The organism is Actinacidiphila glaucinigra, assembly GCF_035918135.1.
GTDB lineage: Bacteria > Actinomycetota > Actinomycetes > Streptomycetales > Streptomycetaceae > Actinacidiphila > Actinacidiphila glaucinigra.
Window position 1 is genome coordinate 5864794 of the sequence record NZ_CP109144.1, and the last position, 13906, is coordinate 5878699.

General features: G+C 73.5%; 12 protein-coding genes and 1 pseudogene. 7 read left to right on the forward strand and 6 right to left on the reverse strand.

Annotation, left to right across the window (positions count from 1 at the left end):
- The first annotated feature begins 133 nt into the window (after positions 1–133).
- The 4 genes and pseudogenes from OIE69_RS26300 to OIE69_RS26315 all read left to right on the forward strand — a co-directional run.
- The gene (locus tag OIE69_RS26300) at positions 134–784 is read left to right on the forward strand and encodes a hypothetical protein (RefSeq protein WP_326576179.1); all 651 of its coding nucleotides are present in this window, start codon (positions 134–136) and stop codon (positions 782–784) included.
- Positions 785–886: 102 nt separating this feature from the next.
- Entirely contained in the window at positions 887–1732 is an 846-nt protein-coding gene (locus OIE69_RS26305; RefSeq protein WP_326576180.1) for a DegV family protein, read from the forward strand.
- 385 nt (positions 1733–2117) lie between these two features.
- Positions 2118–2837 (forward strand): ComEA family DNA-binding protein, encoded by a 720-nt coding sequence (locus tag OIE69_RS26310; protein WP_392567572.1) that lies wholly within the window; start codon positions 2118–2120, stop codon positions 2835–2837.
- Positions 2834–5278 (forward strand): annotated as a pseudogene (locus OIE69_RS26315) (ComEC/Rec2 family competence protein); the annotation flags it as partial. The gene OIE69_RS26310 and the pseudogene OIE69_RS26315, both read left to right, overlap by 4 nt.
- Before the next feature lie 96 nt (positions 5279–5374).
- Here OIE69_RS26315 and OIE69_RS26320 read toward each other — a convergent pair.
- From OIE69_RS26320 to OIE69_RS26330, 3 genes are all read right to left on the reverse strand, one after another.
- Positions 5375–6796, reverse strand: a complete 1422-nt coding sequence (locus tag OIE69_RS26320) for an APC family permease (protein ID WP_326576181.1) — start codon at positions 6794–6796, stop codon at positions 5375–5377.
- A gap of 215 nt (positions 6797–7011) precedes the next feature.
- Positions 7012–7455 (reverse strand): pyridoxamine 5'-phosphate oxidase family protein, encoded by a 444-nt coding sequence (locus tag OIE69_RS26325; protein ID WP_326576182.1) that lies wholly within the window; start codon positions 7453–7455, stop codon positions 7012–7014.
- Between the two features lie 133 nt (positions 7456–7588).
- Complete coding sequence (locus tag OIE69_RS26330) at positions 7589–7987, reverse strand: RidA family protein (protein ID WP_326576183.1); 399 nt, start codon at positions 7985–7987, stop codon at positions 7589–7591.
- 265 nt (positions 7988–8252) lie between these two features.
- On the opposite strand from OIE69_RS26330, the gene OIE69_RS26335 reads away from it, so the two are divergent.
- The gene (locus OIE69_RS26335; RefSeq protein WP_326576184.1) at positions 8253–8516 is read left to right on the forward strand and encodes a GlsB/YeaQ/YmgE family stress response membrane protein; all 264 of its coding nucleotides are present in this window, start codon (positions 8253–8255) and stop codon (positions 8514–8516) included.
- Here OIE69_RS26335 and OIE69_RS26340 read toward each other — a convergent pair.
- Complete coding sequence (locus OIE69_RS26340; RefSeq protein WP_326576185.1) at positions 8482–9909, reverse strand: hypothetical protein; 1428 nt, start codon at positions 9907–9909, stop codon at positions 8482–8484. The two genes, OIE69_RS26335 and OIE69_RS26340, sit on opposite strands and share 35 nt — an antisense overlap.
- Positions 9910–9912: 3 nt before the next feature.
- Positions 9913–10161 (reverse strand): hypothetical protein, encoded by a 249-nt coding sequence (locus OIE69_RS26345; RefSeq protein ID WP_089226869.1) that lies wholly within the window; start codon positions 10159–10161, stop codon positions 9913–9915.
- Between the two features lie 40 nt (positions 10162–10201).
- Between OIE69_RS26345 and holA the strand changes: the two genes are divergently transcribed.
- The gene (gene holA / locus OIE69_RS26350; protein WP_018556616.1) at positions 10202–11185 is read left to right on the forward strand and encodes a DNA polymerase III subunit delta; all 984 of its coding nucleotides are present in this window, start codon (positions 10202–10204) and stop codon (positions 11183–11185) included.
- A gap of 184 nt (positions 11186–11369) precedes the next feature.
- On the opposite strand, the gene rpsT is transcribed toward holA, so the two are convergent.
- Positions 11370–11636 carry a 30S ribosomal protein S20 gene (rpsT, locus tag OIE69_RS26355; RefSeq protein WP_018556617.1) on the reverse strand — a complete coding sequence of 89 codons (267 nt, stop codon included), beginning with the start codon at positions 11634–11636 and terminating at the stop codon, positions 11370–11372.
- 236 nt (positions 11637–11872) lie between these two features.
- Between rpsT and lepA the strand changes: the two genes are divergently transcribed.
- Complete coding sequence (lepA, locus tag OIE69_RS26360) at positions 11873–13738, forward strand: translation elongation factor 4 (RefSeq protein ID WP_326576186.1); 1866 nt, start codon at positions 11873–11875, stop codon at positions 13736–13738.
- Positions 13739–13906: the final 168 nt, after the last annotated feature.

Sequence of the window (13906 nt, forward strand, 5' to 3'; positions counted from 1 at the left end):
AAGTCGGTGTAGGGGGCGGGTAAGGGTTCTCCCGGAACCCTTGCCCGCCCCCGTCCGTTTACCGTGGACGTACAACCGGTCCAGCAGACCGGGCCGGTCCGACGGACCGGGCCGACCAGGCAGAGGAGCCGCCGTGGATGTCGCCGTCGCCGTGATCCTGCTGCTCTTCGCCTCCTTTGTGGCGCTCGGCGTCGTCGCCGCGGTCAAGACGGCGCGGGCGGTCAAGCGCGGGGTGGAGCGCACCAGCATCGAGGCCCGCCGCGTGGTCGAGGACACCGGCCTCAAGGCCCGCCGCTACAGCCGGCCCGGGCCCGCCGGGAAGCTCGCCGAGCTGCGCCTGGCACTGCGTACGTCCGTCGCGAGCACGGGCGAGGCACTGGAGGGGCAGGCGGCTGTCGACCCGTCGCTGAGCGAGGCCGTCGCCCTGCTCAGCCGGCTGCGCTCGCACGCCCAGGAACTCGACGCGGAGCTGAGGCTTCTGGAGCGCGAGCCCGACCGGGCCCGCATCGCCGCCCGGATCGGCGAACTCGAGGAGCGCACGCGGCGCATCACCCACTCCGCGGACTCGCTGCGTTGGGCCGCCCAGGACCGCGCCCGCCGCTTCGCCGACGACGACCTCGCCGCGCTGGGCCGCGACATCGACCTGGAGGCCGGGGCGTTGCGGCACTGGGCTCCCGCGGCGCTCCCGGAGCCGGGACCGGTACCGGAACCGCACATTCAGCCGGGGACGCGGCGGGAGCGGACGTCCGAGCCCGGCGCCGGTCAGCCGCCCAAGGCGCTGTGACGGGCCCCACGCGGCCGGGACGCGTCCCGGGGACGTTCACCCGGGTTCACCTCGGCGGAGCCGTACTGTCGCCCGGCCTTCGGCGCGGGTAACCTCCCGCACATGTCGTCCCATGTCGCTATCGTCACCGATTCCACGGCCTACCTGCCGCAGGAGGCCCTGACCCGGCACCGCATCACCGTGGTGCCCCTGGCGGTGGTGATCGGCGACGAAGCGCTGGAAGAGGGCACCGAGGTGTCGGCTCCCGCGGTCGCCCGCGCCCTGCAGCGCCGCAAGCCCGTCACCACGTCGCGGCCGAGCCCCGAGGAATTCGCCGCCGCCTACCGCGCGGTGGCGGAGTCGGGTGCGACCGAGATCGTCTCCCTGCACCTGTCGGCCGAGTTCTCCGGCACCTACGACGCCGCGCTGCTCGCGGGGGCGCAAGCGCCGGTGCCGGTGCGCGTGGTGGACACCGCCATGGTCGCCATGGCCCTCGGGTTCCCGGTGCTGAGCGCCGCCGAGGCGGCGGAGGCGGGCGGCTCCGCGGACGAGATCGTGGCGGCGGCGGAGAAGCGGGCGTCGGACACATCGGCGTACTTCTACGTGGACACCCTGGACTACCTGCGCCGGGGCGGACGCATCGGCGCGGCGCAGGCGCTGCTCGGGTCGGCGCTCGCGGTGAAGCCGCTGCTGCAGCTGGACGAGGGCCGCATCCAGCTGCTGGAGAAGGTCCGTACGGCCTCCAAGGCACTGGCGCGGCTCGAGGAGATCGTCGTCGAGCGGGCGGGCACCCGGCAGGTGGACATCGCCGTCCACCACCTGGCCGCCGCGGACCGCGCCTCCGCCCTGGCGGAGCGGCTGCGGGCGCGGGTCCCCGGACTCAACACCCTCATCCTCAGCGAGGTCGGCGCGGTGATCGGCGCCCACACGGGCCCCGGGCTGCTGGGGGCGGTCGTCTCCCCGCTGTGACGCCTTGCGGGTGACGGAGTTATCCACAACCTGCGGACGATCCACAGGACTTGAGCAAGATCATCTCTTTGGCGGCGGTCCGCCTACCGTCCCTGACATGCGATCGACCACCGCAACTCCTCGCCACCGCAGGCATCCGTCCGCAGCCTCCGGCACACCGGCCCCTGCCGCGGTCCGGGAACGGGCCGCCGCGCTCTTCGACCGTCCGCCGGTGCGCCCCGCGCAACGGGGTGTGCCGCAGCCACCGGAACGACCGGCACGGCCGGATCCGCCCGAACGACCGGCGCGACCGGAGCGCGCGGCACGACCGGAGCCCGCGGCGCGACCGGGGCGCGGGGCACGACCGGAGCCGCCGGCTGCGGCGGATCCGCCGGGGCGCGGGGCCGTGCCGGACCCGCCGGGGCGCGGCCGCGTCGGGGGTGCCTGGCGTCTGGCCCTCACCGAACGCCTCCCCACCTGGTTCTCCGTCCGGTGCGGCATCGAGGCGAGGACCGCGGCCGCCCTCGCCGTCGTGCTCCTCGTGGCCCTGGCCTTCGCGGTGCACCACTTCTGGACCGGCCGGCCGCGCACCGTCGCGGTGCCCCCGGTCGCCGCGGCGCTGCCCGCCGCTGCCGAGGCCCCCGCCGCCGCCCGGACCTCCGCCGCGGCCGGGCCGCGGGCGCCGAGCCCCGTGCCGGGCGCGAAACCGGTGCTGGTCGTGGACGTCGCGGGCAAGGTCAGAACCCCGGGGCTGCGCCGGCTGCCCGCGGGGTCCCGCGTGGCGGACGCCGTGGCCGCCGCCGGGGGAGCGCTGCCCGGCACGGACACCAGCGCCCTGAACCTGGCCCGCCTTTTGGCCGACGGGGAGCAGATCGCCGTCGGCCGCCCGGCCCCGCCGCCCGCCGCCGGCGTCCCGGGGGCCGCCGGCGCGAGCGGTCCGGTCAGCCTCAACACCGCCACCGCCGAGCAGTTGGACGCCCTTCCCGGTGTGGGTCCCGTGCTCGCCCAACACATCATCGACTACCGCGGACGGCACGGCGGTTTCACGTCCGTGGAGCAACTGCGTGACGTCAACGGCATCGGGGACCGCCGGTTCTCCGATCTCAAACCGCTGGTCACCCCGTGAACGCCTCCCGCCCGGCGGTGCACGCGGCGGCCGTCTCCCCACGGGGTGCGTCGAACCCGCGCCAGGAAGGCCCGCCGGACCTGCGTCTGGTGGCACCGGCCATCGCGGCCTGGCTCGCGGCGGGCGTCGCCCTCGCACTGCCGGGGCGAGCCGTGGCATGGGCGTGCGCGGTGGTCGTCCTGGCGGCGCCGGCGTCGCTCGTACGCCGGTGGGCGACGGCGGCCACTGTGGCGCTCTGCGCGGCGGCGTCCGCGGCCGTCGCGGGGCTGCACGCCGCGGATCTGCACCGCGGTCCGGTGCCCGCCCTGGCGGCCGAACACGCGCATGCGAGGGTCGAGTTGCGGCTGACCGCGGATCCCCGGCTGATCCGCCCACAGATGAGCGGGGCGGTGCGAGCCCCGGACGCGGTGCTGGTGGAGGCCGAGGCGGTGCGCGTGGCGGCGCGGGGTGCGACGACCGCCGTCCGCACTCCGGTCCTGCTCATCGCCCGGCAACCGGCTCGCAGGTGGCTGACGTTGCTGCCGGGGACACACGTCGACGCGGAGGCCCGGCTCGCCCCGGCGACGGGCCCGGGTGACCGAGTCGCCGCGGTGCTGTCGGTCCGCGGGCCGCCCCGCGTCGTCGAGCCGCCGGGCCGTGCGCAACGGGTGGCCGGCGGGCTCCGGGCGGGACTGCGTGAGGCCACCGAGGGCCTGCCGCCCGACGCCCGGGCCCTCCTTCCCGGGCTGGTCGTCGGGGACACGTCCCGAGTCCCGGTGGAGTTGCACGACGCCTTCGAGGCCACCGACCTGACCCATCTGACCGCGGTCAGCGGTTCCAATCTCTCCCTGGTGCTGATCCTGCTGATCGGTCCTCCCGGGCTCGCCCTGCGCGCCGAACGCGGCGGCCTGGCGCCGCGGCTGGCTCTCCCGCTCCGTGTGACGGCCGTGCTCGGGGGAGTGCTCACGGTGGCGTTCGTCGTCGTGTGCCGGCCGGACCCGAGCGTGCTGCGCGCGGCCGCCTGCGGGCTGATCACCCTGCTGGCCATCGGCACGGGCCGCCGCCGCAGCCTGCTGCCCGCGCTGTGCGGAGCCGCCCTCCTGCTGCTCCTCTACGACCCCTGGCTCGCCCGCTCGTACGGCTTCGTGCTGTCCGTGCTGGCCACCGCCGCGCTCCTCCTTCTCGCGCCGCGCTGGAGCGCCGCTCTGCGACGCCGGAGGGTGCCGCCGCGCCTCGCGGAGGTCCTGGCCGCGGCGGCGGCCGCGCAGGCGGTGTGCGCCCCCGTGGTGGCGGTGCTGGCCGCCCACGTCAGCCTGGTCGCCGTCCCCTGCAACCTGCTGGCGGAACTCGCGGTCGGCCCCGCCACCGTCCTCGGGTTCGCGGCCCTGGCCGCGGCGCCGTTCGCCATGCCCGTCGCCAAGGCCCTCGCCTGGGTCGCGGCCTGGCCGGCCGACTGGATCGCGGCGGTGGCCCGTCGTGGTGCCGCCCTGCCCGGAGCGACGATCGACTGGCCCGGCACCTGGGCAGGCGCCCTGCTGCTGGCCGCCGTCACCGTGGTGGTGGTCGCGGCCGGGCGCCGCCTTCTGCGCCGTCCCTGGCTGTGCGCCGCGGCGGCGCTGCTGCTCGTGGCGGCCGTCGTGCGTCCGGTGCCGCTGCCGCGCGCGGTGACGGGCTGGCCGCCGCCGGCCTGGCGGCTGGTGGCCTGCGACGTCGGCCAGGGCGACGCGCTGGTGCTCTCCGCGGGCGACGGCGCCGCCGTCGTGGTGGACACCGGCCCGGAGCCCCGCCTCGTCGACCGCTGTCTGCGCTCCCTCGGGGTCACCGAGGTCCCGCTGCTCGTCCTCACCCATTTCCACGCCGACCACGTCGCCGGCCTCCCCGGGGTCCTGCGCGGCCGCTCCGTGGGCGCCATCGAGACGACCACCCTCGACGAACCCTCCGACCAGGCCGCCTTCGTACGCCGTCAGGCGGCCGACGCCCGTGTCCCCCTGCTACGCGCGGCGCCCGGGGAGCGCCGCCGGCTGGGCTCCCTGGACTGGAGCGTGCTGTGGCCCGCCGCGCCCTCCCTCCTCGCGGGCGCCGACGACGCCAACCCGAACGACGCCAACCCGAACGACGCCAGCGTCACCCTGCTGGTCCGCACGGCAGGGCTCACCGTGCTCCTGCTCGGCGATCTGGAGCCCGCGGCCCAGCGCGCGCTCCTGACCGCCGTCCCGGACCTCCCCCGCGTCGACGTGCTGAAGGTCGCCCACCACGGTTCCGCGTACCAGGACCCGGCGCTCCTGGCCCGGCTGCGGCCCCGTCTGGCGCTCGTGAGCTGCGGTGCGGGCAACCCGTACGGACACCCGTCCCCACGCACCCTCGCCGCGCTGCGCGCCCAGGGCACCGCCGTCCTGCGCACCGACCGGGACGGTCCGGTCGCCGTCCTGGGCGACCGGGAGGAACTGCGGGCAGCCGCGGCCGGTCCGCCGCCCGCCGCGAGGCGGGCCGGCCGGGGACGGCGAAGGGCCCGCACCGGTGCACGACCGGTACGGGCCCCACGGGGGACGGGCGGCGGCTCAGACGTTCTCGAGGCCCATCTCCTCCTCGGGCACGGAGATCACCCAGCGGGTGCTCTGCCGGGGCCGGAGGTAGAAGAGCCAGTAGGCGAGCGAGGCGGCGACGATCACACCGGTGATCACCAGGTCCTTCGCGGTCTGCCGGGTCAGCACGTACGCCAGCACGACGACCAGCAGCAGCGGCACCGCGGGCCACAGTGGCATGCGCCAGGCCGCGCGCTCCCTGTGCCCGCCGCGGCGCGAGCCGAGGGCCGCGAGCGCGACGACGATGTACATCGCGGCGACGGCGACACCGGTGACGCCGCTCAGCGTCTCCACCGGTACGAAGCAGAGCACGGCGCCGGGCACGCCCACCGCGAGCGTCGCGATCCACGGGGCGCCGAACCGCTTGCTCAGCGTGCCGAAGGCCCTGTTGACCGGGGCCGGCCAGGCGCGGTCCCGCGCGGAGGCGTACAGCACCCGGGAGTTCTGGATGACCATCACGATGCCCGCGTTGATGATGGCCAGCGCGATGCAGAGGCTGATGAAGGTGCCGACCGCCGAGTTGCTCCAGCCCTGCACGAGCGCGGAGAGGTCGCCGGCCATCAGGGAGTTCATGTCGGGCGCGCCCAGCGTGATCGCGATCGTCGGCACGATCACCACGACGGCGCCGATGCCGAGCGTCCACAGCACGGTCCGGGAGACCGTGCGCCGCGGGTTCTCCATCTCCTCGGACAGGTACACCGCCGTGCTGAAGCCCTGCAGCACGAAGAGCGCGATCGCCAGTCCCGCGATGATCGTCCCCGCCGTGACGGCCGTGCTCACCCCGTGCCCGGCCTCGGTCACCGGGTGGATCAGCACCGAGGCCGACCGGGAGGTGTGGGAGAAGCCGAGGAAGGCCACCACCGCGGCCGCGACGACCTCCAGGACCAGGAAGATGCCGGTGATCCAGGCGTTGGCCCGCAGGTCCAGCAGACCCATGACGGTGGCGAGCAGCATGACGGCGGCGCCCGCGATCTTCGGGTCGATCTGCATGATCGGCGCCAGGTACTCACCCGTGCCGAGCGCGATGATCGGCGGCACGATCATCACGACGACCAGGGACAGCACGAACACGATCCATCCGGCCAGCCGCCCGATGAGCGTGCCGACCATGGCGTACTCGCCGCCCGCGCTCGGTATCAGCGTGCCGAGTTCCGAATAGCAGAACGCCACCGCGATGCAGAGGACCGCAGCGACCACGATCGTCAGCGCCGTCCCGGTTCCCAGGTCGGCGAAGAGCGGGGGCACGATGACGAAGAGCGAGGAGGCGGGGGTCAGGCACGACAGCGTCAGAAGCGTTCCGCCGACCACGCCGATCGACCTCTTGAGCGACTTCGGCGCCTCGATGGGCGGGGCGAGCGGCGAGTGCGGGGCCGTCGGCGGGTGGAGCGTGTCGGTCATGCGCGCATCCGATCGGGTCGGGCTTGAGGGGGCTACCGCCTCCGGTCCAGGGAAACATGGAACGGAATATTCACTTCCGCTTCCGAGGATGAAACCGCGCCCGCCAAGCCCCCGTCAAGAGTCTCCGGACAACGAAATCCGAAGATCCACTGCCCCATGTCCGACGTAAAACCGGCAACTTAAGGCAGTCCGCTGTGCATATCAGTGCTCGGAGATCAGAATAGCCACACCCCTTCCTTCATCAGATCCCGGTCTCGCATCTCGGTCGCCGTCCCCCAGGCCTGCACCCATTGCGGCCGGACCGCGTAGAACGCGTACGAAGGTCCGTCACCGCGGGGATCCCACGCGGCCTTCGCCGCGAAGGCGTCGCCGACGCCGTCCGGCAGCCGCGCGAACTCCACGACCCGTGCGGTGCCGTCGACGAGCACCAGATCCCGGGTGTGCCCCAGGCTCAGCCGCACCCGTCCCGATGCCTCCAGGTTCCGCCCGGTGGGATTCGTCCTCCGGGTGGCGAGCCACAGCTCCTGCCCGTCCCACCAGAACGACAGCGGGACCAGGCACGGTGCACCCTCCCCGTCCGCCGTCGCCACCCACACGTCCTCGTCGTCCCTGAGCCGGACCATCGCCCCGGCGTGCCGCTCGCGCAGTGTTCGAGTCATACGGTGAAGCTATCCGGGTCCGGCGTGATCGTCGCGGGTTCCCCAGGACTGACGCGAGGGACGCCTTCCCGGCCGGAGCCCGACTTCGCCGCGTCCGCGCCGCGCACCCCGGACGCCCCCGACCCGTCGTGGGTCAGGGCACCACCGCCGTCGCGGTGACCTCCACCAACTGGCCGGTGTACCCGAGGCAGCCGACCCCGAGCAGCGTCGACGTGTGGGGCCCCTCGGTCAGCCCCGAGGCCCGTACGACCTCCCAGACCCGCGACAGGTCGGCGGGGTCGGCGGCCACGACGTAGACCGTGCTGGCGACGACGTGCTCCAGGCCGCTGCCCACGGCGCGCAGGGCCTCGTCGAGGTTGGCGACGACCTGGTGTGCCTGGGCGACCGGATCGCCGGGGCCCACCAGGGCGCCCTGGGCGTCCAGAGGTACGGAACCGGCCATGAAGGCGAGCCGCTGCCCGGCCTCGACGACGGCGGCGTGCGCGTAGCCGGGCGGCGGGAACAGGGTCGGGACGATCGTGCGACGCACCATGGGGGACTCCTCGGCTCGAACTGGCTGACCCGGCGATCCTGCAGAGCCGCCGCGTGGACGTCACCCGGTTTTTCGCACCCCGGACGGCACCCCCGGACGGCACCCCCGGACGGCCCCCCGGGACGGCACCCCGGGCCGCCCCCCCCTGGCCGTCCGCCGCGGCGGAGCTGAGAGTCCGCTGAGAAGTGCAACCGCCGTGTCACGGCTTGCCCATGGCTCCGTCTCGGCACGCATGAAGGGCGGGGGGCCGTGGCAGGTTGACGGCATGACCATCATCGGCTGGATCGTTCTGGGCCTGATCGCGGGCGCCGTCGCGAAGATACTGCTCCCCGGCAAGGACCCGGGCGGAGTGGTCGGGACGACGCTGATCGGCATCGCGGGCGCCGTGGTCGGCGGCTGGATCTCGGCGAAGTTCCTCGACCACCCCATCACCAAGGACTTCTACGACCTGCCCACGTGGGGCGCGGCCATAGGCGGCGCGCTCGCCCTCCTGATCATCTACCGCATCCTGTTCGGCGACTCCCGCTGACCGCGGGCGCGGGCAGGAGCTGCACATCCTCCCGGCGCACGGACAGCGCCTGCGAACGGTCCGGGTCCCACAGCCAGATCCAGTCCCCGGAGGCGCCGAAGGACAGGACGGCGTGGCCGGCCGGCACCGGGCCGTTCTCCACGGGGACGGGGCCCTCGCCTACGGGCACCACGCACATCAGGGTGCCGCGCACCCCGAAGTACGCCGCCGGGGCGTGACCTCGGTGGGCGGCGGTCGCCGCTTCCCGGGCGGCGCGGTCCGCGTCGCGGACTCCGGTGAAGAGCGCGGTGGCCGCGAAGGCCGCCGAGAGCAGCACGGTGAGGGCGACCAGGGCGAGGCGGTTGTCGCCCTTGGCGATGTGCACGTGCCGCAGCCACCCCGCGACGGCCGTGAAGAACAGGACGAACCCCAGCGCGAGGCCGAGCGGTTCGGCGGCGGCCGCGTACGGCCACAGGTCCCCGGCGGAGCGGACGGAGCCGGACGGGATGCCGAAGCGGTCGAGGTAGAGCGCCTGCATCAGCCGGCCGAGCCAGGTCACCAGCGACCACCCCACCGGTAGGGCGAGCGGCACCAGCCAGACCGCGTTGCGTGAGAACCACGAGTCGCGCAGGGCGAAGTACACCCCCGGCGCGCAGAAGAGGGCCGCCGCGGTCAGCGGCCACCACAGGAGCCCCGTGCCGTCGAGGGCGGCCCAGCCCAGCACCGCCGCCGCGGCGACGGCCGCACCGGGCAGCACCCGCACCCGGGACGCGGTACGGCGCCCCTCGACGGCCGTCGCCTCCTCCTCCGTCTCCGGCGGCGCGGGCCGCAGTTCATAGGCCTCGGAGGTGAACGTGCGGCCACCCAAGGGGCGTTCCGCGAGCTCGCGCTCGACGGCCTCCCGGGTGAGCCCGCCCGGCACCCGCAGCAGCCGGTGCGCGCCGCGCCCGCCGCACGCGGCCCACCACCGTGCGAGCCGGTCGCGCCACCCGGTGCCCGCGCCGGGACGGCGGATCACGCGGTACTCGGTCCGCGGGTCGTCCGGCCGCAGCAACAGCGCCGCGTCCCGGACCCACAGGGCGAGTTGATGGGTCCTCGCCAGCCGCTCCACGGCCCCGCACGCAGCCTTCTCGGCCCGCCGGCGGGAGCCGCTCAGCCGGACCTCGACGACGAGTGCGACGCGGCCGCCGTCCGCCGTGGCCGGGGCGTCCTCACGGCCGGCGCGGCGCACCGCCCAGCCCCGTGCCTCCATCAGCCCCTGGGCGAGGGCGAGCTCGTCGGCCTGGTCGACTGCCTCGACCAGGAGACGTACGCGTTGGTTGAACGGGACGGCCGGGAGCGTCCCGGCCGTCCCGGGGCGTTCGGCCCCCGGCTCCTGCGATCGACGGCGCTGTGCGGGGACCCGCAGCGGCACGGTCTAGTCCTCCTCCTCCAGCCAGCCCTCGAACTCCTCCGCCAGTTCGTTCAGAGCGGTGGGGTCCAGTTCCTCGTCGTCGTCGTTGATGACGACGAGCCATTGGGCGTCCTCGGCGTCGTCCTCGCCCGCGAGGGCGTCACGGACGAGCTGGGGGCGGGCGGGCAGGTCGAAGCGTTCGGCGGCTTCGTCGGCGGCGTCCTCGGCGGCGTCGCGGTCGGGGAGGACGAGCACATGTCTGACGTCATTCACCGGGACATTGTGTCGGACCCGCGTGGGATGCTGGACCGCGATGGCCAGGAACAGTACGACAGACAGCCCGCTCGCCCCCCTGACGATCGCGGTGGGACAGGAGGACCTGCTCCTCGACCGTGCGGTACGGGAGGTCGTGGAGGCGGCGCGCGCCGCCGACGCCGACACCGATGTGCGCGACCTCACTCCGGACGCCCTCCAGCCGGGCACGCTGGCGGAGCTCACCAGCCCGTCGCTGTTCGCCGAGCGCAAGGTCGTGGTCGTACGGAACGCACAGGATCTGTCCGCGGACACCGTCAAGGACGTCAAGGCCTACCTGGACGCTCCCGCCGAGGAGATCACGCTCGTCCTGCTCCACGCGGGCGGCGCCAAGGGCAAGGGTCTGCTGGACGCGGCGCGCAAGGCCGGTGCGCGCGAGGTGGCCTGCCCGAAGATGACCAAGCCCGCCGACCGGCTGGCCTTCGTCCGGCAGGAGTTCCGCACCCTGGGCCGGTCCGCGACCCCCGAGGCCTGCCAGGCACTGGTGGACGCCATCGGCAGCGACCTGCGGGAGCTGGCGAGTGCCTGTGCCCAGCTCGCCGCCGACGTGGAGGGCGCGATCGACGCGGCGGTGGTGGCCCGTTACTACACCGGCCGCGCCGAGGCGACCGGCTTCGAGGTCGCCGACCTCGCGGTGACCGGCCGCGCCGCCGAGGCACTGGAGCGGCTGCGCTGGGCGATCGCGGTCGGCCAGCCGCTGCCCGGCATCACCTTCGCGCTCGCCTCGGGTGTCCGCGCCATCGGCAAGCTCGCCTCCGCCCCGCGCGGGGCGCGCTCCGGTGACCTGGCCCGCGAGCTGGGCATGCCGCCGTGGAAGATCGACCGCGTACGCCAGCAGATGCGCGGCTGGTCGGCCGACGGCGTCTCCGCCGCTCTGCGCGCGGTCGCCGATGCCGACGCCGCGGTCAAGGGCGGTGGCGCGGACCCGGCCTACGCCCTGGAGAAGGCGGTCGTCGCCGTCGCGCGGGCCGCGCGGGCTCGCTGATCCCGCGGCGGACGGATCCGGTCATGCCGAAGGGCCCCGTACCGAGGAGGTAAGGGGCCCTTCGGAGGCCGCACCCGCGTGGCGAACGCAGGCCGCGTGCGGCCGGAACATCATGGGTGCCGGTGGAGGAGCGGGTGAGAGGGACCGCTGTGTCCGTCACCGACGGGTACTGCTACGGGAAGGCTCAGCCCTGGAGGCCGGCCACCTTCAGCGCCAGCGCCGACTTCTTGTTGGCGGCCTGGTTCTTGTGGATGACGCCCTTGCTCACGGCCTTGTCGAGCTTCTTGGACGCGAGGCGCGCGGCCTCGGTGGCCTTCTCGACGTCGCCGGTGGCCACGGCCTCACGGGTGCGACGGATGGCGGTCTTGAGCTCGGACTTGACGGCCTTGTTGCGCAGGCGCGCCTTCTCGTTGGTCTTGTTGCGCTTGATCTGGGACTTGATGTTCGCCACGAAAGAGCCTTTTCAGGTGCGATCTGATGGGGTCCGCGCCTCGGGTAGAGGGCACGAGACGCGACTGCCCAGGTTAGCAGTCGGCCGCCGCGCCGCCCAAACCGGTGTCCGGTGGCGGGTCTCCCGGCCCGTCCCGCACCGCCCGGCACGGTCGTGGGCCCGGGCCATGGGACTATGGGAGCCATACGTATCGATCCGACCAGAGGCGACAGGCGCCTCAAGAGACAGGACCCTGCGTGCCCGCGACCCCTTCGAACGTGCCGGAGCCGAGCCGTACCGACCCGGCGCTGATCCGCAATTTCTGCATCATCGCGCACATCGACCACGGCAAGTCGACGCTCGCCGACCGCATGCTCCAGCTCACCGGCGTGGTGGATCAGCGGCAGATGCGCGCCCAATACCTCGACCGGATGGACATCGAGCGCGAGCGCGGTATCACGATCAAGTCCCAGGCGGTCCGGCTGCCCTGGGCGCCCACCGAGGGTGCAGGCCAGGGGAACACCCACATCCTGAACATGATCGACACCCCGGGGCACGTGGACTTCACCTACGAGGTCTCCCGGTCGCTGGCGGCCTGTGAGGGCACGGTCCTGCTGGTCGACGCCGCGCAGGGCATCGAGGCGCAGACGCTGGCCAACCTCTACCTGGCGATGGAGAACGACCTCACCATCGTCCCGGTGCTGAACAAGATCGACCTGCCGGCCGCGCAGCCCGAGAAGTTCTCCGAGGAGCTGGCCAACCTCATCGGCTGCGACCCCTCCGACGTGCTGAAGGTCTCCGCCAAGACCGGCCTCGGCGTCGAGGCGCTGCTGGACCGCGTCGTGGAGACCGTCCCGGCCCCGGTCGGCGTCGCCGACGCGCCCGCCCGCGCGATGATCTTCGACTCGGTCTACGACTCCTACCGCGGCGTCGTCACCTATGTCCGGGTCGTCGACGGTCAGCTCGGCAAGCGCGAGCGGATCAGGATGATGTCCACCGGCGCGACGCACGAGCTGCTGGAGATCGGCACCAACTCGCCCGAGATGCTGCCGGCCGACGGCCTCGGCGTCGGCGAGGTGGGCTACCTGATCACGGGTGTGAAGGACGTCCGCCAGTCCAAGGTCGGTGACACGATCACCCAGCAGACCAAGGGCGCCACCGAGGCCCTGGGCGGCTACAAGGACCCCAGGCCCATGGTGTTCTCGGGCCTGTACCCGCTGGACGGCTCCGACTACCCGGAGCTGCGCGACGCCCTGGACAAGCTGCAGCTCAACGACGCCGCGCTGGTCTACGAGCCGGAGACCTCCGCGGCCCTCGGCTTCGGTTTCCGCGTCGGCTTCCTCGGTCTGCTGCACCTGGACGTGATCCGCGAGCGGCTGGAGCGCGAGTTCGGGCTCGACCTGATCGCCACGGCCCCCAACGTGGTCTACCGCGTGGTGATGGAGGACGGCGCCGAGCACGTCGTCACCAACCCCAGCGAGTTCCCCGAGGGCAAGATCGCCGAGGTGTACGAGCCGGTGGTGCGGGCCACGATCCTGGCGCCCACGGAGTTCATCGGCGCGATCATGGAGCTCTGCCAGACCCGGCGCGGCTCGCTGCTCGGCATGGACTACCTCTCCGAGGACCGGGTGGAGATCCGCTACACCCTCCCGCTCGCCGAGATCGTGTTCGACTTCTTCGACCAGCTGAAGTCCAAGACCCGCGGTTACGCCTCCCTGGACTACGAGCCCACCGGTGAGCAGACGTCCAGCCTGGTCAAGGTCGACATCCTGCTGCACGGCGACAAGGTGGACGCCTTCTCGGCGATCACGCACAAGGACGCGGCGTACGCCTACGGGGTGCGGCTCGTCGCCAAGCTGCGCGAGCTCATCCCGCGGCAGGCCTTCGAGGTGCCCATCCAGGCCGCCATCGGTTCGCGGGTGATCGCCCGCGAGACCATCCGCGCCATCCGCAAGGACGTCCTCGCCAAGTGCTACGGCGGTGACATCTCCCGCAAGCGGAAGCTGCTGGAGAAGCAGAAGGAAGGCAAGAAGCGGATGAAGATGGTCGGCTCCGTGGAGGTGCCGCAGGAGGCCTTCATCGCGGTGCTCTCCAGCGACGAGAACGCGGCCAAGAAGAAGTAGCCGCGGCGGGTCGGCCGACGCGGTCCGACGCCGCGCGAAGGAAGGGCGCTTGTCCGATTACCGGGCAGGCGCCCTTTCGTATGAGAGGTCCGGCATTCGGGTGATTGGCAAAAACCCCTGCCCGTGCGGTTTCTGCCGGGAGTCCACGACGTTACTCATCGTGACAGC